Raw genomic sequence first — 21433 nt, forward strand, 5'->3', positions numbered from 1 at the left:
CGCCTTGTCCGTGTTGTCGTTCTGCGGCGGCAGGGCGGGTTGGCGAGGCCCGCGGCCCGCGCCGGAGGGGCGCGGGCCGCGGAGCTGCCGGCCGCCCATGCGCGTGCGCACGGGCGGCCTTGTCAGCGTCAGCCGTAGACCGGGAAACGCTTGGTCAGGGCCGACACCTGCTCGCGCACCGCGGCGATATTGGCGGCGTCGTGCGGGTTGTCCAGCACGTCGGCGATCAGGTTGCCGACGATGCGGGCTTCTTCTTCCTTGAAGCCGCGCGTGGTCATGGCCGGCGAGCCGACGCGGATGCCGGAGGTGACGAACGGCTTTTCCGGGTCATTCGGAATCGCGTTCTTGTTCACGGTCAGGTGCGCCTCGCCCAGGATGCGCTCGGCTTCCTTGCCGGTGATGTTCTTGGCGCGCAGGTCGACCAGCATCACGTGGCTCTCGGTGCGGCCCGAGACGATGCGCAGGCCGCGCGCGATCAGGGTTTCGGCCAGCACCGCGGCGTTCTTCACCACCTGCTGCTGGTATTCCTTGAACTCCGGCGTCAGCGCTTCCTTGAACGCCACCGCCTTGCCGGCGATCACGTGCATCAGCGGGCCGCCCTGGATGCCGGGGAAGATCGACGAGTTGATCGCCTTCTCGTGCTCGGCCTTCATCAGGATCACGCCGCCGCGCGGGCCGCGCAGGCTCTTGTGGGTGGTGGTGGTGACGAAGTCGGCGTGCGGCACCGGGTTCGGGTAGACACCGGCGGCGATCAGGCCGGCGTAGTGGGCCATGTCGACCATGAAATAGGCACCGATCGACTTGGCGACCTTGCCGATGCGCTCGAAGTCGATGCGCAGCGCGAAGGCCGAGGCGCCGGCGATGATCAGCTTGGGCTTCTTCTCTTGCGCGAGCTTTTCCAGCGCGTCGTAGTCGATGTCTTCCTGCGCGTTCAGGCCGTAGCTGACCACGTTGAACCACTTGCCGCTCATGTTCAGCGCCATGCCGTGGGTCAGGTGGCCGCCTTCGGCCAGGCTCATGCCCATGATGGTGTCGCCCGGCTTGAGCACGGCGAAGTACACGCCCTGGTTGGCCTGCGAGCCCGAGTTGGGCTGCACGTTGGCGGCTTCGGCGCCGAACAGTTGCTTGACGCGGTCAATGGCCAGCTGCTCGACGATGTCGACGTACTCGCAACCGCCGTAGTAGCGCTTGCCGGGATAGCCCTCGGCGTACTTGTTGGTCAGCTGCGAACCCTGTGCGGCCATCACCGCGGGCGAGGTGTAGTTCTCGGAGGCGATCAGCTCGATGTGGTCTTCCTGGCGCTGGTTTTCCTGCTGGATGGCGGCAAAGACCTCGGGGTCGATCTGGTCGATCGTAAAACGGCTGCGTTCGAACATGGCGAAACTCGTCTGAAAAAAGGGAATCCGATTCAGGCATCGGGGGTAGGGCGCGCGGGGAAGGCTAGCGGCGACCGGCACCGGCGGCGGCTTGGCCGTCGGCGCAGGGCGCACCCTGCTTCCCATTCGCTGCCCAGGCGAGCGGCAGGCATGACTCGCGTCAACGCCATGGCGTCTGGAAACTTCACGCCAGAGAACTTGCGCTTCCTCGTGGTAGTGCCCACTGACTTCGCCAGTCGCGCAAGATGGAATGGTTGCGCGCAGTGTAGCGCGAGGCGGCTGCCCGCCGCAAGCCGTGGCGCCGCCAGCCAAGCGCTGGCAAGGGCTGGCGCGGGCCTGGCCAGCAACTTGCTGTTGCAAAGTCGTCCTGCGGGTTTACACGAAACGGGTATCGCTCTCCGTTACAATCGCGGCCATGCCAAACTTTGTCTGGACCCTGCGGGTGTACTGGGAAGACACCGATGCAGGCGGCGTAGTGTTCTACGCCAACTACCTCAAGTTCTTCGAGCGCGCCCGCACCGAGTGGCTGCGCTCGCTCGGCATCGAACAGCAGGCGCTCGCCGACCAGGCCGGCGTGGTCTTCATCGTCCGCAGCACGGCGGTGGACTACAATGCGCCCGCCCGGCTGGACGACCAGCTTGAAATCCGCACGCGCATCGACCGGGTCGGCCCGGCTTCGGTGCAGTTCACCCAGGAAGCCTGGCGTGGCGAGCTGATGCTCGCGACCGGCGCGATCCGCGTTGGCTGCGTCGACAAAAGCACTTTCCGTCCCGCCCCGATCCCCGACCCCGTTCTAGCCACCATCAAGTCAGCACGATGAATCCCGTGACCGTCACGCAAGACATGTCGATCGTAACGCTGGTGCTCCACGCCAGCGTGCTGGCACAGGCCGTCATGGCGCTGTTGCTCGCCATGTCGCTGTTTTCGTGGACCTATATCTTCCGCAAGCACCTGGCGGTGCGTTCGGCGCGCACCCAGACCGAAGGCTTCGAGCGCGACTTCTGGGCCGGCGGCGACCTGCAGGCGCTCTATAACAGCGCCGTCAACAACCGCCACAACACCGGTGCGCTGGAACGGATCTTCGAATCCGGCATGGGCGAGTTCCTGAAGGCGCGCGAACGCGGCAACGAGGCCGGCGCGCTGCTCGACGCCGCTCGCCGCGCCATGCGCGCGGCCTACCAGCGCGAGATGGACGTGCTGGAATCGCATTTGCCGTTCCTGGCTTCGGTTGGTTCGGTGAGCCCGTATATCGGCCTGTTCGGCACGGTGTGGGGGATCATGAACGCGTTCCGCGGGCTGTCGAACGTGCAGCAGGCGACGCTCGCGTCGGTGGCGCCCGGCATTGCCGAGGCACTGGTGGCGACCGCGATCGGCCTGTTCGCGGCGATCCCGGCGGTGATTGCCTACAACCGCTACGCCACCGAAATCGATCGCCTGGCGATCCGGTTCGAGAGCTTCATGGAAGAGTTCCTGAACATCCTGCAGCGCCAGACCCGCTAACCGTATTCCCTATCAACGGTCCGGGCGGTGAGCCCGGGCCGGCGTTTCCAGGAGTCCTGCAATGGCAGCCATTCAGCGCCGCGGCGGCTCGCGCCGCCGGGCCAGCGCCGAGATCAACGTCGTGCCGTATATCGACGTCATGCTCGTGCTGCTGGTCATCTTCATGGTGGCCGCGCCGATCGTCAGCCCCGCCACCGTCGACCTGCCCACCGTGGCCAATGCCACGCCGCAGCAGAAGGCGCCGCCGATCGTCGTCACCGTGCATGAAGACGGCCAGCTCACCGCGCGCGGCAAGGACAACGCCGGCAATGCGTTCGAACGCAAGCTCGACAAGCAGGGGCTGCTGGATTTCGTCCACCAGCGCCAGAACGAGAACCCGGACCAGCCGGTGGTGATCGCCGCCGACCGCGCGGTCAAGTACGAGGCGGTGCTGGACGTCATGTCGGTCCTGAAAGCCGACGGCGTCAAGCGCGTCGGCCTGATGGTCAAGTCCAAGACCTCCTGACGTATTGAAGCCCCTATCCGATTGCCGTTGCGCTTGATGACGACCGCCGCCGCCTATCCCTACCAGCCGGTCAAGGAGCGGGGAACCCTGCGTTCCTTCCTGCTCGCGCTGCTCATGCACCTGATGCTGGCCGTGGTGCTGTACTACGGCGTGAGCTGGCAGAGCAGCACCCCGGTCGGGGCCGAGGCCGAACTGTGGGAGGAAATCCCCGCCGCCACTGCGCCCCCGCCACCGCGGCCGCAGCCAGAGCCCGAACCGGTGGTGCAGCCGCGTCCGGCGCCGCCGCCGCCCCAGGTGAAGAGCAAGGTCGAGGACGACGCCGATATCGCGCTGGAGCAGAAGAAGCGCCGCGCCGAAGCGGCCGCCCGCGAAGAAGCCGAGCGCAAGGAAGCAGCACGCAAGGAAGAGGTGCGCAAGGACGCCGAGCGCAAGGAAGAGGCGCGCAAGGAAGCCCTGCGCAAGGAGGCCGACCGCAAGGAAGCCGAGCGGCGCGAGGCCGAGCGCAAGGAAGCGCAGCGCAAGGAAGACGCGAAGAAGAAGGCCGCGCAGCAGGAGCAGGACCGCAAGGAACAGGCCGAGCGCGAGCGCAAGGAAGCCGCCGAGGCCAAGGCCAAAGCGCAGGCCGATGCCAAGGCCAAGGCCCAGGCCGACGCCAAGGCGAAAGCCCAGGCCGATGCCAAGGCCAAGGCGGATGCCGACGCCAAGGCCAAGCGCGAAGCCGCCGCCAACGCCCAGCGCAAGAGCGAGCTGGCGCGCCTGCAGGCGCTGGCCGGCGGCTCCGGCGCGGGCGGTGGCGGGGTCGGCAATGCGGCCGGCGCCGGTGCCGGCGGTGGCGGCAAGGCGTCGCCCGGCTATGCCGACCGCGTGCGGCGCCGCGTCAAGCCGAACATCGTCTTTACCGAGGACGTGCCGGGCAATCCGACCGCGGTGGTCTCGGTGCAGCTGGCGCCGGACGGTTCGCTGCTGTCGGCGCGGCTGTCCAGGTCCAGCGGCAACTCCGGCTGGGACAATGCCGTGCTGCGCGCGGTGGAGCGTTCCGATCCGCTGCCGCGCGACGAGAACGGCAAGGCGCCGGCCAGCTTCACCATCACCTTCCGGCCGAAGGACTGAGTGAGACTGAGTGAACGGCACAGCATGATTTGCAACATAATGCAACCTTCATCGTCGGGTTCCGGTCCCAGCGCTAGCATGACAGGTTGCCTGACGCAGCCGACGGTGCGGTATGCACACGGACGGGGCATGCGCCACGCGCTGCAATGCCGCATTTGCCCGTGTTGCCGATTGCCTGTCGTGCCCGACGAAACTTGAAATCGACTGAGGAGCAGCATGCGAAAGCTTTGGGCCCCCAACTGGCTGTCCGCGAGGCGGCACAACGCAAACCCCGCACCACAACGCGCCGTCCGGCCGCAGCCCCTGGCGGGCCGCCGCGCGCTGATGGCATGGCTGGCCGCGGCCATGACCATGGCAGCCGGCGCCGCGCACGCGCAGCTCAACGTTGAGATCTCCGGGGTCGGCGCCACCCAGATCCCGGTGGCCACCGCCAATTTCCAGGGCGAGGCCCAGGCGCCGCAGAACCTGACCGCGATCATCCGTGCCGACCTGGCGCGCAGCGGTCGCCTGCGCAATGTCGACCCGGGCGGCGCCACCGTGGCGGAATCCGCCAATGTCGACCTGGGCGGCTGGAAAGCGCGCGGTGCCGATGCCTTCGTCGCCGGCAGCGTGACCCCGGCCGCGGGCGGCAAGTATGAAGTGCGCTTCCGCCTGTACGACACCGTCAAGGGCCAGAGCCTGGGCGGGCTGGCCTTCACCGTGAACCAGTCGCAGCTGCGCGTGACCGCGCACAAGATCGCCGACTACATCTATGAAAAGCTGCTGGGCGAGCGCGGCGTGTTTGCCACGCGCCTGTCCTACGTGTCGAAGGTGGGCGGCCGCTACCAGCTGCTGATCTCGGATTCGGACGGGCAGAACGCACAGGTGGCGCTGACCAGCAACGAGCCCATCATCTCGCCGTCGTGGTCGCCGGATGGCGCGCGCGTGGCCTATGTCTCGTTCGAGGCCAAGAAGCCGGTGGTGTATGTGCATGACCTGGCCAGCGGCAAGCGCACGCTGGTGTCGAACCAGAAGGGCAACAACAGCGCGCCGTCGTGGTCTCCGGACGGCCGCCACCTGGCGCTGGCGCTGTCGCGCGACGGCAATACCCAGGTCTACCAGGTCAATGCCGATGGCTCGGGCATCCGCCGCCTGTCGCGCAGCAGCGCCATCGACACCGAGCCGCAGTACTCTCCCGACGGCAAGAGCATCTACTTCACCAGCGACCGCGGCGGTGCGCCGCAGGTCTACCGCATGCCCGCCTCCGGCGAGGAGGGCGGCGGGGCGCAACGCGTGACGTTCAAGGGCAGCTACAACGTGAGCCCGCGCATTTCGCCGGATGGCAAGTACCTGGCGTACATCTCGCGCGGGGGCGGTTTCAAGCTGCAGTTGCAGGACCTGAGCAACGGCGACGTGACGTCGCTGACCGATACGGCCAACGACGAAGCGCCGAGCTTCGCCGCCAACGGCAAGTACATCCTTTATGCCACCCGCGTGGGCGGTCGCGCGGTGCTGGCGGCGGTGTCCACTGACGGGCGTACCCGGCAGGTTCTGTCCCTCCAGTCCGGCGATGTTCGCGAGCCGTCCTGGGGTCCTTTCATGCAATAACAGGAGTCAACCACCATGGCCCAACTGATGACCAAAACCCTTGCCGTCGCCGCGCTGCTGGCCCTGGGCGCCTGCAGCTCCGGCGTCAAGCTGGACGACACCGCCAACGCCGGTGCCGGCACGGCCGGCACGGGCGCCGATCCGCGCGCCGTGACCCCGGTGACCGCCGCCGATCCGCTGAACGACCCGAACAGCCCGCTGGCCAAGCGCAGCGTCTACTTCGACTTCGACAGCTACACCGTCAAGTCCGACTACCAGGGCCTGCTGACCGCGCACGCCAAGTATCTGGGCGGCAACAAGGGCCGCAAGATCCTGATCCAGGGCAACACCGACGAACGCGGCACCAGCGAGTACAACCTCGCGCTGGGCCAGAAGCGTGCCGAAGCCGTGCGCCGCTCGCTGGCCTCGATGGGCGTGCCCGATGCGCAGATGGAAGCCGTCAGCCTGGGCAAGGAAAAGCCCAAGGCCACCGGCCACGATGAAGCCTCGTGGGCCGAGAACCGCCGCGCGGACATCAACTACTGATCTGGACCGCCTTCCATGAAAGCACGCGTTTCCACCCTGTTGTGGCTCGCCGCCGTGGCCGGCGGCGGCATGCTGCCGCTGTCGCAGGCGCATGCCGGAGTGTTCGACGATGACGAGGCCCGCAAGGCCGTCATCGGCCTGCGCGACCAGTTCAACGGTTTCCAGGCGACCGCGACGCAGCGCATCGAGCAGAACAGCCGCACTCTGCTCGACATGCAGAACCAGCTCGAAGGCCTGCGCCAGGAAGTGGCGCGGCTGCGCGGCCAGAACGAAGTCCTGCAGAACACGGTGGACACGCTGCAGAAGCAGCAGAAGGACTACTACGCCGACCTCGATGCGCGCCTGAAGAAATTCGAGCCGCAGCAGGTCACGGTCGAAGGTCGCGAAGGCATCGCGCAGCCGGGCGAAAAGCCCGAATACGATGCCGCGCTCAAGCAGTTCCAGGCGGGCGATTTCAAGAGCGCGGGGAATTCGTTCTCGGCGTTCGTGAAGAAGTACCCGCAGAGCCCGTACCTGCCGCTGGCACAGTACTGGCTCGGCAACTCGCTGTACGCGCAGCGCGACTACAAGGGTTCCACCTTCGTGCTGCAGAACATGGTCAATGCCAACCCGACCCACCCCAAGGTGCCGGACGCGATGATCGCCATTGCCAACAACCAGCTCGAGTCCGGCCAGAAGGCGGCCGCGCGCAAGACGCTGGAGCAGGTGGTGGCGAAGTATCCCGGTACCGAGGGCGCGCAGGCGGCGAGCAACCGGCTCAAGACGCTGAAGTAAGCGCCGGCGCCGCCGCCCGCCACCGCAAGGCCCGCTTCCGCGGGCCTTTCTCGTTTGTCGCGCTAGAATATGCGATTCGCCTGAATGTTCTTGCGCGCCGCCTACGGCGCGACCCGCACCATGACCCAACGCGCCATCGTCCTGCTGTCCGGCGGACTCGACTCCGCCACCGTACTTGCCATGGCCCGCGCCCAGGGCTTCGAGACCTATGCGCTGTCGATGCGCTACGGCCAGCGCCATTCCTCGGAACTGGAGGCCGCCAAGCGCGTGGCCGCCGCGCTGGGCGCCGTGCGCCACGAGATCGTCGACCTCGACCTGCGCCGCTTCGGCGGCTCGGCGCTGACTGACGACGCGCTGGAAGTGCCGACCGACGGCGCCACCGGCGGCATCCCGGTCACCTATGTGCCGGCGCGCAACACCATCATGCTGTCGCTGGCGCTCGGCTGGGCCGAGGCGGTGGGCGGGCGCGACCTGTTCTTCGGCGCCAACGCGGTCGACTATTCCGGCTACCCGGACTGCCGCCCCGAATACGTCGCCGCCTACGAGACCCTGGCCAACCTGGCCACCAAGGCCGGCGTCGAGGGCGACCGCTTCCGCGTGCATGCGCCCATCATCGACATGACCAAGGGCGAGATCATCCGCGCCGGCATGGCGCTGGGCGTCGACTACAGCCTGACGGTGTCGTGCTACCAGGCCGACGATGACGGCCGCGCCTGCGGCGTGTGCGATTCCTGCCGCATCCGCCGCGCCGGCTTCGAGGCTGCCGGCGTGCCCGACCCGACCCGCTACCAGGCCGCCGCCTGATCCTGCACCTGAGTCCGCGCCTTAGCCTGAGTCCGCCGTTCCCGCCCCATGCCTGAAATCGATCTTGCCGCGCTGTCGCGCTCGGTGCTGCTGAGCACCTTTGTCCTGACCTTCCTGTTTGGCGCGGTGCTGCAGCGCACGCACTTCTGCACCATGGGGGCGGTCTCGGACATCGTCAACATGGGCGACTGGAGCCGCATGCGCATGTGGGTGCTGGCGATCGGCGTGGCCATGATCGGCACCGGCGTGCTGGCCTGGAACGGCGCCATCGACCCGACCAAGACCATCTATGCCGCCAGCAAGCTGGCCTGGCTGTCGGCGCTGGCCGGCGGGCTGATGTTCGGCTTCGGCATGGTGCTGGCATCGGGCTGCGGCAGCAAGACGCTGGTGCGGATCGGCGCGGGCAACCTGAAGTCGCTGGTGGTGTTCGTGTTCCTGGGGCTGTCGGCCTACATGACGCTGCGCGGCCTGTTCGGCGTGGTGCGCGTCAATACCGTCGACGCGGTGGCGCTGGCGCTGCCGACCACGCAGGACCTGCCGTCGGTGCTGGCGCAGGGCACCGGCGCGGCGCGCGGCGTGCTGCAGCTGGGGCTGGGCCTGGCGCTGGGCGGCGTGCTGGCGGCGTGGGCGCTGGCGGGGCGCGGTTTCCGCACCTTCGACAACCTGCTGGGCGGCATCGGCGTGGGACTGATCATCGTGGCGATGTGGTACGTGTCGGGCCACATGGGCTACGTCGCCGAAGACCCCAATACGCTGGAAGAACTGTTCGTCTCGACCAACAGTGGCCGCATGGAAAGCCTGAGCTTCGTCGCGCCGTATGCCTACACGCTCGACTGGCTGATGCTGTTCAGCGACAAGAGCAAGGTGCTGACCATCGGCATCGTCAGCGTGTTCGGCGTGATCGCCGGCGCGGCCGCGTATGCGCTGGCCACGCGCACCTTTCGCTGGGAAGGCTTCGGCAATGCCGAGGACGTCGCCAACCACATGGTCGGCGGCATCCTGATGGGCGCCGGTGGGGTCACCGCGCTGGGGTGCACGGTGGGGCAGGGGCTGTCGGGCGTGTCGACGCTGGCGCTGGGCTCGTTCATTGCACTGGCCGGCATCCTGGCCGGCGCGACGCTGGCGTTCCGTTACCAGATGTGGCGCCTGGAACGCATGGTGTAAGTGCTGGCGCGCCATGCCCTTGACACATCGAGAATCGCATCACTATAATCGCGGTTCTGTTTTTTCGGGTCGTTAGCTCAGTCGGTAGAGCAGCGGACTTTTAATCCGTTGGTCGCGTGTTCGAGTCACGCACGACCCACCAGTATGTCGAAGGGCCTGTGGCGCACGTCACAGGCCCTTTTCTTTTGCATTGTTTCGTCCGGCATGCCCCGATGGTAGGGGGTGCTTTAACTAGTTCGAGGTAGAGACGCGGGCCCGGCGCGCGCCCCACAATGGGCCAGCCGCGGCGTGTGGACCGCGGGCGCTCGGAACGGCCGCGAGACACGGCCCCCTCGAACAAGACCTATGCGGCGAGCAGGCGTTTCCTTGCCGGCCAGCGGGCATGTGCTGCGCATCATCTGGCCGTTCGTACCGGTGGTGGTCGCGCTGGCGTTGTTCAGCATCGCCAGCCTGGACCTGCTGTCGGCCGCGCGCGCCTTTGTCGCGGGCGAGAGCCAGTGGTCCAAGGGCCAGAAGAACGCCGTGCTGCACCTGCTGCGCTACGGCGAGGACCGCGATCCGGCGGATTTCGACGCCTATCTGGCGTCCATCGCCATCCCGTTCGGCGACCACCGAGCGCGCCTGGAACTTGACCGTGCCGAGCCTGACCTGGAACGCGTGCACGAGGGCCTGCTGGCCGGCGGCAACGACCCCGAAGACATCCCGCGGATGGTGCGCCTGTACCGGAATTTCCGCCAGATCCATGAGGTTGACGCCGCCATCCGCGTGTGGGCGCAGGGCGATCTCGAAATCTTTGCCCTGCATGAGCAGGCGCTGGTGCTGCGGCGCCTGGCCGCCCAGCCCGGTTGCGACGACGCCTGCGTTGCGCCGGTGCTGCGCAACATCGCGCAGATCGACGCCAGGCTGACGCCGCTGGAACGTGCCTTCTCGGGACATCTGGGCCAGGCCTCGCGCCGGGTCACGCGGCTGCTCACCAACGGCAGCGCAGTGATGGCGGCGGCGCTGCTGATGTCGGCGATCCTGCTGTCGATGGGGCCGCTGCGGCGCGAGCGCCGGCTGCGCGAGGCGCTGGCGCAGCGTGAAGAGCAACTGCAGCTGGCGGTCGAGGGCAGCAATGACGGCTTGTGGGACTGGCACCTGGGCCGCGGCGAACTGTATTTCTCGCCGCGCTGCGCGCAGATGCTCGGCTATCGCGGCGACGAGCTGCCGCATGCGCGCGAAACCGTGCTGGGGCTGCTGCATCCGTCCGAGCTGGTGGCGTTCGAGGCCAAGCTGGCGCATCACCTGCGCAGCGGCGAGCCCTACGATGCCGAATTCCGCCTGCGCAACCGGGCCGGCGACTACCTGTGGGTGCGCGCGCGCGGCCGGCTGGTGCGCGGCGCCGGGCGCCGGCGCGCGCGCATGGCGGGGTCGCTGACCGATATCTCCGACCACAAGCGCTACGAGACCCAGCTGTTTGCCGAAAAGGAGCGCGCCCAGGTCACGCTGCAGGCGATCGGCGACGCGGTGGTGACCGCCGACGTGTGGGGCCGCGTGCAGTCGCTCAACCCCGCCGCCGAAGCGCTGACCGGATGGCGCGAAGCCGAGGCGCGCGGGCTGCCGCTGAGCGAGGTCTGCGTGCTGCGCGACGAGGACAGCCTGGCGCCGCTGCCCGATATCGTGACGCTGGCGCTGCGCCAGCGCTGGCACAGCCGCTCGGCCCAGCTGGTGCAGCGCGACGGTGCCGGGCAGCCCGGACAGGCGCTGGCGGTCAAGCCATCGGTGGCGCTGATCCGCGACCGCGCCGCGCAGGCCATCGGCGTGGTGGTGGTGCTGCACGACATCAGCCAGGAACGCGCGCATGCCGCGCGCCTGGCGTACGAGGCCAGCCATGACGCGCTGACCGGCCTGGTCAACCGTGCCGAGTTCGAGCGCCGGCTGGCCGCGGCGATCGAGCGTGCACGCGTGCAAGGCATCCCCCACACCCTGATGTACCTGGACCTGGACCAGTTCAAGGTGGTCAACGATACCTGCGGCCACGCCGCCGGTGACGAGCTGATCCGGCAGATGGCAGAGATCATGCGCGGCCAGCTGCGCCGCAGCGACATGCTGGCGCGGCTGGGCGGCGACGAGTTCGGCGTGCTGCTCGAGCATTGCGGCAGCGTCGACGGCGAGCGCATCGCCGAGGGCTTGCGCCACGCCGTTGCGAGCTTCCGCTTTGCGCACCGGCAGCGCACCTTCGCGGTCGGGGTCAGTATCGGACTGGTCACGCTGGACCGGCACACCGGCAGCGTGGCCGAGGCGCTGAGCGCCGCCGACGCGGCCTGCTACGTGGCCAAGGAGGGCGGGCGCAACCGCGTGCAGGTCTACCATCCGCTGGACAGCGTGGTGCAGGCGCGCCATGGCGAGATGGAATGGGTCAGCCGCGTGCATGCGGCGCTGGCCGCCGGCCGCTTCTGCCTGTTCTCGCAGGAGATCATGCCGGTGCAGCCGGGCACGGCGGCGGCGGGGCGCCATGTGGAGCTGTTGCTGCGCATGGTCGACGAGCGCGGGCGGCTGGTGCCGCCGATGGCCTTCGTGCCGGCCTGCGAACGCTACAACCTGATGCCGATGATCGACCGCTGGGTGGTCGAGACCGCGTTTGCCACGCTGGCGGAGCGCCAGGCCGAGATCGCGATCTGCGCGATCAACCTGTCAGGCTCGTCGCTGGCGGACATCCAGTTCCCGGACTTCGTGCGCGAGCAGGCGCAGCGCTTCGGCATCGCACTGGACGGCATCTGCTTCGAGGTCACCGAGACCGCGGCCATCGCCAACCTGGCGCAGGCCGGGGCATTCATCATGCAACTGCAGCAGCTCGGCTGCCGCTTCGCGCTGGACGACTTTGGCGCCGGCATGTCGTCGTTCACCTACCTCAAGCACCTGCCCGCGGCCTACCTGAAGATCGACGGCAGCTTCGTGCGCGACATGCTGGCCGACCCGGTCAACCTGGTGATGGTCGAGGTGATCCAGCGCATCGGCCACGCGATGGGCAAGCAGACCATTGCGGAATTCGTCGAGAACGAGGCGATGCTCGCGCGCTTGCGCGAGCTGGGCGTGGACCTGGTGCAGGGCTACCACATTGCGCCGCCGGTGCCGTTCGCACCGGCCGCCCCGGAGACCGGGGCGCGGCCGACGCTGGCGCTGGCGGGATGAGCCCCCAGCGCCGTCAGGGAATCAGCGGGTCGCGGAAGCCAGTGTCGGCGGCGGGCGGGGTGCCTGCCGGGGCCGGGGTCGGCACGTTGGCGGGCGGCACCGCCTGGCTCTTGGCATCGCGCCAGGTGTTGTAGGCCCAGTAAGCCGCGCCGGCGACCAAGCCGAGCTTGGACAGCTTCCAGGTCAGGCGCAGCACCGGCACGCGCTTGACCAGCGGCAGCGCCAGTGTCACCGCGGTGCTGAGCAGCGGATAGTCCTTGGTCAGCCCGACCACCTTCATCCACGAGCCCGGCCGCGCGATCCGCGGCAGCCAGGCACTGACGGTGCCCAGGCGGTGCACGCCGCCGCGCACCGCGTGCAGCGCCTGCCGGCAATCGTGGCGTTCGAGGGCGGCGCGGGTCAGCAGCAGTTCCTTGCGCACCGCCAGCGGCAGGCGCACCTCCTGCGTGAACCGGGGCGCGCGCGGGTATTCGCCGCGTTCGCGTGCGGGCGTGCTGTCGTCAGGGTCGAGTGTGCTCATCGGCGCAGGATCTCCCGGTCTTTGTCGATTTCGGCGAGCGTGGCTTCCAGCATCGGCGGCGCGTTGCGCAGCACGCTGCGGGCGTACGCCAGGCAGACGGCGCACAGCACCAGGTAGAGCACCGTGAGCGCGCCCAGCGCCTGCCAGCGGTAGGTGTCCCAGAACAGGATCGCGATGAGGGCGGTCAGCGTGACCAGGCCCAGCCCGAAGAACGCCAGCCCGAACAAGGCCAGCAGGGCGACCTTCAGCAGGCGCGTGCGCTCCTCGGCCAGCTCCACGCTGGCGAGCTCCAGGCGCGTCTGCACCATCGCCACGAGCGAGCCGGCGAGGTTGCGCACGGCGTCGAGGAACTTGGGGGAAGGGGTGGCTTCGCTCATGCGGCTCCGGCGTGAAAGAGCGGTGCGCCGGCATGGCCGTACGCACCTATCCAACTGGCGGGGCCGGATGACGGCGCGAGTTGTGTCGGCAACGACCGGTTGACCGTGACAGGTCAACCACGACAGCGTTACCGGCACACCGGGCGCCCCGGCCATTGGCAACCCGGGCGGGTTGCCGCGATGGCGCGGCATTGGCGTGCCGCGCCGGATTTGCAGCGCTTACTTGCGGTTGAGCAGCAGACCGATCAGCAGGCCCACGCCGGCTGCCACGCCCACGGCGCGCCACGGGTGGTCATGCACGTAGTCGTCGGTGGCGCGCGCGGCAGCCTTGCTCTTGGTTACGACGGCGTCTTGCAGGTCCTGGGCCTTTTCCTTGGCTTGCTTGAGCAGGCCCATGCCACGCTCGCGCAGTTCGGCGGCCTTTTCCCCGGTGGTCGAGGCGGCTTGCTTCAGCAGTTCCTCGGCGTCGGACAGAACGGTCTTGACATCGCTCATCAGTTTCTCCTGTTTGCGGGCGGTTGGTTCGGTTTGTGCGGATTCTGACATTTTCTTCGCTCCGAGGCTAACGGCATTTGTCGGTCTGATACTTAGCATATGTGGCGACACGTCGCCCTTTCAAGGCAACGCGCCCGGAACAAGGTTCGCTGCAGGGTTGCTGCGGGATTGCTGCGGGGTCTGGCGCTCAAGTATTGCCAGCATGCACGAAAGCGGGCGTGATGAATGTCAGAGAATGTCTATATGACTACGAGTGATTTTGTAGTGACTTTATATTCGTTTGGGTTGGATATCAATCCAGTTACGCTGGTTCCACCGTGAAAACATGGCGTTGCGTGTTGGCGATATCGCAGCGCTGCAGCCAAATGCACACGGCCCCGCCAGGGCGGGGCCGTGTGCAAGACAGGTGTTGTATCGACGGGGCAGCCTCGTCGTCTCCTTGGTAGTGTGCTTGGCCCGGCTTTACCGCCGGGCCTTTTTACTACGGAGCGCCTGTGCGGGAGCGCCGGACTGCGATCAGAAGAAGGCTTGCAGGCCGGTCTGGGCGCGGCCCAGGATCAGCGCGTGGATATCGTGCGTGCCTTCGTAGGTGTTGACCACCTCCAGGTTGACCACGTGGCGGATCACGCCGAACTCGTCCGAGATGCCGTTGCCGCCCAGCATGTCACGCGCCACGCGGGCGATGTCGAGCGACTTGCCGCACGAGTTGCGCTTCATGATCGAGGTGATCTCGACCGCGGCGGTGCCTTCGTCCTTCATGCGGCCCAGGCGCAGGCAGCCCTGCAGGCCCAGCGTGATCTCGGTCTGCATGTCGGCCAGCTTCTTCTGCACCAGCTGGGTGGCGGCCAGCGGGCGGCCGAACTGCTTGCGGTCCAGCGTGTACTGGCGCGCGGTATGCCAGCAGAATTCGGCGGCGCCCAGCGCGCCCCAGGCGATGCCGTAGCGGGCCGAGTTCAGGCAGGTGAACGGACCCTTCAGGCCCTTCACGCCCGGCATGATGTTCTCTTCCGGCACGAACACCTGGTCGAGCACGATCTCGCCGGTGATCGAGGTGCGCAGGCCGACCTTGCCGTGGATGGCCGGAGCGCTCAGGCCCTTCCAGCCCTTTTCCAGGATGAAGCCGCGGATGTCTTCCTTGCCGTCTTCGCCCTGCAGCTTGGCCCACACCACGAACACGTCGGCGATCGGCGAGTTGGTGATCCACATCTTGGCGCCGGTCAGCTCGTAGCCGCCGTCGACCTTCTTGGCGCGGGTGACCATCGAGCCGGGGTCGGAGCCGTGGTTCGGCTCGGTCAGGCCGAAGCAGCCGATCCACTCGCCGGTGGCCAGCTTGGGCAGGTACTTCTGCTTCTGCGCCTCGGTGCCGAATTCGTAGATGGGAACCATCACCAGCGACGACTGCACGCTCATCATCGAGCGGTAGCCCGAATCGACGCGCTCGACCTCACGCGCGATCAGGCCGTAGCTGACGTAGTTCAGGCCCGGGCCGCCGTATTGCTCGGGGATGGTCGGGCCGAGCAGGCCGAGTTCGCCCATCTCGCGGAAGATCTCGACGTCGGTCTTCTCGTTGCGGAACGACTGCAGCACGCGCGGCATCAGCTTGTCCTGGCAGTACGCCGCGGAGGCGTCACGCACGGCGCGTTCGTCGGCGGTCAGTTGCTGGTCCAGCAGCAGGGGGTCGGCCCAGTGAAATTCGGCGTTGGCAGCCATGCAGGTCTCCTTCGGTGGCGCAGCGGAAGCGCCGGGCGGGCGGCTGGCGTGCCGCGGTCCGCGCCGGCGGACTCCGTCATTCGTAACGGGTTCGGTGATCGATCGGTGATCGGTCGATGGTGGTCGACGGCGATCGTGCGGAGGATTTTTTCGGGATCCTGTAAGTTCCGCATTGCGGAACTGTGTTCCGTTGAATTAGTATATCGCAATGGTCTTGCCACGCAACAGGCAAAACCCTGAACCTCCGCGCCTTTGTGCGATGAACGGACAAGCGCCGACTGGAGCCGCGAACCTTGGCCAACCCTAATCCCGATCCGTCACTTTCCCACGAACCTGCCGTGGCACCCCTGCGCGACAGCGACCCGAACTTCGTCACCGCGCTGGCACGCGGCCTGGAGCTGCTGCGCTGCTTCCGCACCGGCGAGGCGATGCTGGGCAACCAGGAGTTCGTGCGCCGCACGGGGTTTCCCAAGGCTACGGTAAGCCGGCTCGCCGGCACGCTGGTGCAGCTTGGCTACCTGCGCTATGACGAGAGCCTGGGCAAGTACGCGCTCGATGCCGGGGTGCTGGCGCTGGGCTACGCCTACCTGTCGGCGTCGGACGTGGTGTCGCTGGCGCGCCCGCATATGCTGGCGTTCGCGCAGTCATACGGAGTCTCGGTGTCGCTCGGCAAGCGCGAGCGCATGGAGGTGATCTACCTGGAGTCGATCCGTAACGATGCCGGCGTGATGCTCGGGCTGGGCGTCGGCTCGCGGCTGTCGCTGGTGTCAAGCTCGATGGGGCGGGCCTACCTGGCCGCCTTGCCGGCGCCGCGCCGAGAGCGCGTGATGGCCGAGTTCAGCCAGGCCTTCCCGGAGCAATGGAAGCAGCAGGAGGCCGCCACCCGCGCCGCGCTGGCCGAGGCGCAGCAGCGTGGCTATGCCGCGTCGTTCCGCGACTGGCATCCGGCCATCCATGCCTGTGCGGTGGCGTTCCGGCCGGTGGGGGAGAAGGAGCTGCACATGCTGAGCTGCAGTGCTTCCTATGGCGCGGTGGACGAGGCGGTGTTCCACCAGACGCTGGCGCCGGCGCTGCAGACGCTGGCGGCAAGGTTGTCAGAGCCGGCGGGCTGAGTCAGCCCGCCCGGCCGTACGGCGGTCCCTGCGCGCAGGGACGGCGCGGCTCACAGGTCGGTCCGCAACTTCCACAGTTCCGGAAACAGCACCACATCCAGCATCTTGCGCAGATAGCTGACGCCCTCGGTGCCGCCGGTGCCGCGCTTGAAGCCGATCACCCGCTCGACCGTGGTCACATGGCGGAAGCGCCATTGCCGGAACGCGTCTTCCAGGTCGACGAACTTCTCGCCCAGCTCGTAGAGTTCCCAGTGCGCGCCGGGGTTGCGATAGACCTCGAGCCAGGCCGCCTCGACCGAGGCGTTATAAGCGGTCGGCTGGGTCCAGTCGCGCTCGACGCAGTCGGCGTCGATGGCAAAGCCGCGCCGCGCCATCAGCCGGATCGCCTCGTCGTACAGCGACGGGGTCTTCAGCGCGGCCTCGACCAGCGCCAGGTGTTCCGGCCGGTGCGCGTGCGGCCTGAGCATGGCGGCGTTCTTGTTGCCCAGGATGAACTCGATCTCGCGGTACTGGTACGACTGGAAGCCCGACGACATGCCCAGGTAGGGCCGCATTGCCGAGTATTCCGGCGGCGTCATGGTGGCCAGCACGTTCCAGGCCTGCACCAGCTGGTCCATGATGCGCGACACGCGCGTCAGCATCTTGAACGCCGGCGGCAGGCTGTCGCCCTTGACCGACTCGCGCGCGGCGCGCAGCTCGTGCAGCATCAGCTTCATCCACAGCTCGGTGGTCTGGTGCTGCACGATAAACAGCATCTCGTTGTGGTCCGGCGACAGCGGATGCTGCGCGCTCAGGATCTGGTCCAGGCCCAGGTAGTCGCCATAGCTCATGTCCCGGGCGAAATCCATCTGCGCGCCGTGCCAGTCGTCGTCTTGGGGGGTGGCTGCCGGCGTGGCTGCCGGCGCCGCGCCGGAGAAGGGGCATCCCTTGAATTCGCTCATGATGCGCTCCCGGTCAGGTCACCTGGCCGCGCGTCTGGAAGCGCGCGTCGCGATAGGCGCCACTGTCCAGCACGTCGCGCAGGATTTCCACAGCATCCCACACCTCGGCGAAGCTGGTGTAGAGCGGCGTGAAGCCGAAGCGGGCGATGCGCGGCTCGCGGTAGTCGCCGATTACGCCGCGTTCGATCAGGGCCTGCACCAGGGCATAGCCGTCCGGGTGCTCCAGGCTGACCTGGCTGCCGCGGCGCGCGTGTTCGCGCGGCGTCACCAGCGTCAGCGGGTGGTGGCCGCAGCGAGCCTCGACCAGTTCGATGAACAAGTCGGTCAGCAGCAATGACTTGGCGCGCAGCACCTGCATATTGGTCTGGGCGAAGATGTCCAGCCCGCACTCGACCATCGCCAGCGACGTGACCGGCTGCGTGCCGCACAGGAAGCGGCGCACGCCCTCGACCGGGCGGTACTGCGGATCCATCGCGAACGGCGCGGCATGGCCCCACCAGCCCGACAGCGGCTGCCAGAAGGCGTCGCGCAGCGCCGGCGCGACCCAGACGAAGGCGGGCGAGCCCGGGCCGCCGTTCAGGTACTTGTAGGTGCAGCCGATGGCGTAGTCGGCCCCGGCGGACTTCAGGTCGACCGGCACGGCGCCGGCCGAATGGCACAGGTCCCACACCGTCAGCGCGCCGCGCGCGTGGGCCAGCTCGGTGAGCCCGGCCATGTCGAGCATCTCGCCGGTCTTGTAGTTGACGTGGGTCAGCATCAGCACCGCGGTGTCGGCGCCGACCGCGGCGTCGATCTCGGCCGGCGAGTTCACCAGCCGCAGCGAATAGCCCTGCTGCAGCAGGTCGGCCAGGCCCTGCGCGATATACAGGTCAGTCGGGAAGTTGCTGGCCTCGGAGACGATCACCTTGCGCGCCGGGTCGCGCGTCTGCTGCACGCGCAGCGCCGCGGCCAGTACCTTGAACAGGTTGATCGAGGTGGTGTCGGTGACCACCACTTCATCGTGGCCCGCGCCCACCAGCGGCGCCAGCTTGTTGCCCAGGCGCTGCGGCAGCTCGAACCAGCCGGCGGTGTTCCAGCTGCGGATCAGGCCGTCGCCCCATTCCTCGGCCACCACCTGGGCGGCGCGCGCGGCGGCGGCGCGCGGGCGGGCGCCAAGCGAATTGCCGTCGAGGTAGATCACGCCCGGGGGCAGGGCGAACTGGTCGCGCAGCGGGCGCAGCGGGTCTTGCTGGTCGAGCCGGATACAGTGCTCGCGGTCAATGGTCGTCATGTCGTGCAGAAAGGCCAGGCGGGGTTCGGGAAAAGGGTCAGTCGAGGCTGCGCAGCACCGCGCGCACCGGGCTGGCGTCCAGCGCGGCAAAGCGCAGCGGCAGCGCGATCAGTTCATAGTCGCCGGCATCGACCTGGTCCAGCACGATGCCTTCCAGGATCGCCAGGCCGTGGCGGCGCACGGCGTTGTGCGCGTCCATGGTCTTGGAGTCCTGTGGATCGAGCGAGGGCGTGTCGATGCCGACCAGCTGCACGCCGTGCGCGGCCAGCAGCGCGATGGTGTCGGGCGATACCGCGCAGAAGGCCGGGTCCCACTGCGCCTGCGGCGCCTGTCGGTAAGTGCGCAGCAGCACCCGCGGCGGCAGCGCGTCGAGGGCGTGCGCGACATGGTGCGGCTGCACCAGCGGCGCCGCGCCGATGCAGTGGATCACGCGGCAGCGGCCCAGGTAGGGCGCCAGCGGCACGGCGCCGATCGGCGCGCCGTCGGCGGCGTAATGCAGCGGCGCGTCCGCATGCGCGCCGGTGTGCGGCGACAGCGTGATGCGGCCGACATTGACCGGGCAATGCGCGTCGATCTGCCAGGCCGGCTGCTGCTGGAACGGCGTATCGCCGGGCCACACCGGCGTGGCGGGCGACAGCGGCGGGCTGATGTCCCACAGCCGGCGCGGGTCGGGATTGGGGGCGGTCATGGGTTGCGCGGCGCCGTCTGCGGGCGCCGTTTCTGTGTGCCTCGATGTCGGGAATCATAGTCAAAATCGGGGGCAAGAGGCTTGCTAAATGGCCCGTCACCCGCCCGGTCTTTCGCATAGAATGCGAAAAATTCACGATTAGTCGAAGGATATTCGAATGAACCTCGATCCGACCGATTTGCGCATCCTGACCTGCCTGCAGGAGAACGGCCGCATCAGCAACCAGGACCTGGCGGACCGCGTGGCGCTGTCGCCGTCGGCATGCCTGCGCCGTGTCCGGCTGCTGGAAGAGTCGGGGGTGATCGGCGGCTATCGCGCCTGGTTCGATGCCGAGCAACTGGGGCTGGAGCTGGAGGCGATCGTGCAGGTATCGATGCGCCATGACGTGGAGGGCTGGCACGACACCTTCATCGCCGCGGTGCAGTCGTGGCCGGAAGTGCTGTCGGCGTACATCATCACCGGCGACAGCAACTACATCCTGCGCGTGCAGGCGCGCAACCTGAAGCACTACTCGGACTTCATCGTGAACCGTCTGTACCGCACCCCGGGCGTGATGGATATCCGCTCGAACATCGTGCTGCAGCGGATCAAGGTGGACAGTTCGCCGCTGGCGATCCTGAAGGCCGGGGAAGCCTAGCGCTGCGTATGCAGCGCGATCAGCTGGCGCAGGGTTTCCTTCAGTTGCGCGCCCTGGCGGGCGCCGAAGTCATCCAGCACGGCGCGCTCATGCTGCGCGGCGCGCTCGAGCAGCGGCTGCACCAGCGCGAGGCCGCGCGGGGTGATCGAGACCAGCGCCTGGCGGCGGTCGGTCTTGCCGGCGCGGCGCCGGACCAGGCCGTCGTGCGCCATGCGGTCGACCAGCTTGGTCAGCGTGGGCTGCTTGGTCAGCGTGATTTCCGCCAGCGCGCCGACGGTGCAGTCGGGGCGGTCGGCCAGCGTCGCCAGTACGCGCCATTCCTGCACCGACAGGCCGCTGGCCTCGACCTCGCGATGGAATTCGCCCGAGATCAGATGGCTGGCGCGGGCCAGCAGGTAGGCCAGGTAGCCGTCGACGAAGGGTTGAGGCGAGGGGACTGCCGGCAGGTCCGCCATGATGGCTCAGTGGCTGTTCAGAGATCGAGCGGAGCGGTGGTGGTGAACTGGCCGCCCTGGAATATCAGCGGGCCGTCCTTGCCATCGAGCACGCCGCAGCGCTCCACCTCGCCGACAAAGATGACGTGGTCGCCCTCGTCGTAGCGGCTGCGGTTGTGGCATTCGAACCAGGCCAGCGCATTCGACAGGATCGGCAGGCCGGTGGCCGAGAGCCGGTAGTCGACGCCGGCGAAGCGGTCGCCCTTGAGCGTGGCGAAGCGCTGGCACAGGTCCAGCTGCGAGGCCGACAGCACGTTGATGATGTAGTGGGTGCCGTCGCGGAACATCGGCAGGCTGTTGGCGCGCGTGGCCATGCTCCACAGCACCAGCGGCGGCTCCAGCGACACCGAGTTGAACGAACTGGCGGTGATGCCGATGAACGGCGGCGCACCGGCCGCCACCGACTCGTTGCTGGCGCGCGTGGTGATCACCGTGACCCCGGTCGCGAACTGCGACAGGGTGCGGCGGAAGTGCATCGCATCGAAGTCCGGAGCGGCGGCTACGCTGGCGATCCGTGGCTGGGCCTCAGGCATGCCCATGGGGGCTCCACTGGAGTTCATGAAATTTCATATATATTATTCGCGCCAGGGGCGGCGAGTTCAAGTCCGGCGCCGCCGGCGCTGGCCGCTGCACAAAGCGTGGGCGGCCCGGGCCCCATAGAACAAGAAGCCAA

At 68.0% G+C, this 21433-nt stretch carries 22 protein-coding genes, 1 tRNA gene and 1 riboswitch; of the genes, 13 read left to right on the top strand and 10 right to left on the bottom strand.

Features of this window, described 5'->3' with window-relative positions; all coding sequences use genetic code 11:
• Positions 1 to 128: 128 nt before the first annotated feature.
• Positions 129 to 1376 (bottom strand): serine hydroxymethyltransferase, encoded by a 1248-nt coding sequence (gene glyA / locus MKD38_RS08005; RefSeq protein WP_062801448.1) that lies wholly within the window; start codon positions 1374 to 1376, stop codon positions 129 to 131.
• Positions 1377 to 1500: 124 nt separating this feature from the next.
• Positions 1501 to 1626: riboswitch (ZMP/ZTP riboswitch) on the bottom strand.
• A 165-nt stretch (positions 1627 to 1791) separates the two neighbouring features.
• Between glyA and ybgC the strand changes: the two genes are divergently transcribed.
• The 11 genes from ybgC to MKD38_RS08060 all read left to right on the top strand — a co-directional run bounded on the left by ybgC (position 1792) and on the right by MKD38_RS08060 (position 12516).
• Positions 1792 to 2196 (top strand): tol-pal system-associated acyl-CoA thioesterase, encoded by a 405-nt coding sequence (ybgC, locus tag MKD38_RS08010; RefSeq protein WP_111519457.1) that lies wholly within the window; start codon positions 1792 to 1794, stop codon positions 2194 to 2196.
• Positions 2193 to 2876, top strand: a complete 684-nt coding sequence (gene tolQ / locus MKD38_RS08015; RefSeq protein WP_198046717.1) for a protein TolQ — start codon at positions 2193 to 2195, stop codon at positions 2874 to 2876. The genes ybgC and tolQ overlap by 4 nt, the downstream gene beginning before the upstream one ends.
• Positions 2877 to 2937: 61 nt before the next feature.
• Positions 2938 to 3381, top strand: coding sequence for a protein TolR (tolR, locus tag MKD38_RS08020; protein ID WP_018008157.1), 444 nt, complete (start codon positions 2938 to 2940; stop codon positions 3379 to 3381).
• Between the two features lie 36 nt (positions 3382 to 3417).
• Positions 3418 to 4491: a cell envelope integrity protein TolA gene (gene tolA / locus MKD38_RS08025; RefSeq protein WP_252675642.1), complete on the top strand. Its 1074-nt coding sequence runs from the start codon at positions 3418 to 3420 to the stop codon at positions 4489 to 4491.
• 216 nt (positions 4492 to 4707) lie between these two features.
• Complete coding sequence (gene tolB, locus MKD38_RS08030; protein WP_252675644.1) at positions 4708 to 6078, top strand: Tol-Pal system beta propeller repeat protein TolB; 1371 nt, start codon at positions 4708 to 4710, stop codon at positions 6076 to 6078.
• Positions 6079 to 6093: 15 nt separating this feature from the next.
• The gene (gene pal / locus MKD38_RS08035) at positions 6094 to 6603 is read left to right on the top strand and encodes a peptidoglycan-associated lipoprotein Pal (protein ID WP_115704257.1); all 510 of its coding nucleotides are present in this window, start codon (positions 6094 to 6096) and stop codon (positions 6601 to 6603) included.
• A gap of 15 nt (positions 6604 to 6618) precedes the next feature.
• Entirely contained in the window at positions 6619 to 7377 is a 759-nt protein-coding gene (ybgF, locus tag MKD38_RS08040; RefSeq protein WP_012353551.1) for a tol-pal system protein YbgF, read from the top strand.
• A 120-nt stretch (positions 7378 to 7497) separates the two neighbouring features.
• Positions 7498 to 8181, top strand: coding sequence for a 7-cyano-7-deazaguanine synthase QueC (gene queC / locus MKD38_RS08045; RefSeq protein ID WP_252675960.1), 684 nt, complete (start codon positions 7498 to 7500; stop codon positions 8179 to 8181).
• A 48-nt stretch (positions 8182 to 8229) separates the two neighbouring features.
• Positions 8230 to 9345 carry a YeeE/YedE family protein gene (locus MKD38_RS08050; RefSeq protein ID WP_252675646.1) on the top strand — a complete coding sequence of 372 codons (1116 nt, stop codon included), beginning with the start codon at positions 8230 to 8232 and terminating at the stop codon, positions 9343 to 9345.
• Between the two features lie 66 nt (positions 9346 to 9411).
• Positions 9412 to 9487 (top strand) — tRNA-Lys (locus tag MKD38_RS08055).
• A 203-nt stretch (positions 9488 to 9690) separates the two neighbouring features.
• Entirely contained in the window at positions 9691 to 12516 is a 2826-nt protein-coding gene (locus MKD38_RS08060; protein ID WP_252675648.1) for an EAL domain-containing protein, read from the top strand.
• 13 nt (positions 12517 to 12529) lie between these two features.
• Here the strand turns inward: MKD38_RS08060 and MKD38_RS08065 are convergent, their stop codons facing one another.
• The 4 genes from MKD38_RS08065 to MKD38_RS08080 all read right to left on the bottom strand — a co-directional run bounded on the left by MKD38_RS08065 (position 12530) and on the right by MKD38_RS08080 (position 15618).
• On the bottom strand, positions 12530 to 13036 hold the full coding sequence (locus MKD38_RS08065; protein WP_252675650.1) for a DUF3318 domain-containing protein: 507 nt from the start codon (positions 13034 to 13036) through the stop codon (positions 12530 to 12532).
• On the bottom strand, positions 13033 to 13413 hold the full coding sequence (locus tag MKD38_RS08070; protein WP_092306926.1) for a phage holin family protein: 381 nt from the start codon (positions 13411 to 13413) through the stop codon (positions 13033 to 13035). The genes MKD38_RS08065 and MKD38_RS08070 overlap by 4 nt, the downstream gene beginning before the upstream one ends.
• A gap of 219 nt (positions 13414 to 13632) precedes the next feature.
• Positions 13633 to 13959 (bottom strand): ElaB/YgaM/YqjD family protein, encoded by a 327-nt coding sequence (locus MKD38_RS08075; RefSeq protein WP_010813729.1) that lies wholly within the window; start codon positions 13957 to 13959, stop codon positions 13633 to 13635.
• Positions 13960 to 14424: 465 nt separating this feature from the next.
• On the bottom strand, positions 14425 to 15618 hold the full coding sequence (locus MKD38_RS08080) for an acyl-CoA dehydrogenase (RefSeq protein ID WP_252675653.1): 1194 nt from the start codon (positions 15616 to 15618) through the stop codon (positions 14425 to 14427).
• A 293-nt stretch (positions 15619 to 15911) separates the two neighbouring features.
• Between MKD38_RS08080 and MKD38_RS08085 the strand changes: the two genes are divergently transcribed.
• Positions 15912 to 16730, top strand: coding sequence for an IclR family transcriptional regulator (locus tag MKD38_RS08085; protein ID WP_252675655.1), 819 nt, complete (start codon positions 15912 to 15914; stop codon positions 16728 to 16730).
• A gap of 50 nt (positions 16731 to 16780) precedes the next feature.
• Here MKD38_RS08085 and kynA read toward each other — a convergent pair whose 3' ends face one another.
• The 3 genes from kynA to kynB are packed head-to-tail and all read right to left on the bottom strand — an operon-like array spanning position 16781 to position 19629.
• Positions 16781 to 17671, bottom strand: coding sequence for a tryptophan 2,3-dioxygenase (gene kynA, locus MKD38_RS08090; protein ID WP_252675664.1), 891 nt, complete (start codon positions 17669 to 17671; stop codon positions 16781 to 16783).
• 13 nt (positions 17672 to 17684) lie between these two features.
• Positions 17685 to 18941, bottom strand: a complete 1257-nt coding sequence (gene kynU, locus MKD38_RS08095) for a kynureninase (protein ID WP_252675666.1) — start codon at positions 18939 to 18941, stop codon at positions 17685 to 17687.
• 37 nt (positions 18942 to 18978) lie between these two features.
• Positions 18979 to 19629 (bottom strand): arylformamidase, encoded by a 651-nt coding sequence (gene kynB / locus MKD38_RS08100; protein WP_252675674.1) that lies wholly within the window; start codon positions 19627 to 19629, stop codon positions 18979 to 18981.
• Between the two features lie 157 nt (positions 19630 to 19786).
• On the opposite strand from kynB, the gene MKD38_RS08105 reads away from it, so the two are divergent.
• Entirely contained in the window at positions 19787 to 20266 is a 480-nt protein-coding gene (locus tag MKD38_RS08105) for an Lrp/AsnC family transcriptional regulator (RefSeq protein WP_252675676.1), read from the top strand.
• Here MKD38_RS08105 and MKD38_RS08110 read toward each other — a convergent pair.
• Positions 20263 to 20721, bottom strand: coding sequence for a MarR family winged helix-turn-helix transcriptional regulator (locus MKD38_RS08110; RefSeq protein ID WP_111519472.1), 459 nt, complete (start codon positions 20719 to 20721; stop codon positions 20263 to 20265). The two genes, MKD38_RS08105 and MKD38_RS08110, sit on opposite strands and share 4 nt — an antisense overlap.
• A gap of 17 nt (positions 20722 to 20738) precedes the next feature.
• The gene (locus tag MKD38_RS08115) at positions 20739 to 21299 is read right to left on the bottom strand and encodes a flavin reductase family protein (RefSeq protein ID WP_018008175.1); all 561 of its coding nucleotides are present in this window, start codon (positions 21297 to 21299) and stop codon (positions 20739 to 20741) included.
• Positions 21300 to 21433: the final 134 nt, after the last annotated feature.

The organism is Cupriavidus sp. WGlv3 (assembly GCF_023952475.1).
Classification (GTDB): Bacteria; Pseudomonadota; Gammaproteobacteria; order Burkholderiales; family Burkholderiaceae; genus Cupriavidus; species Cupriavidus phytorum.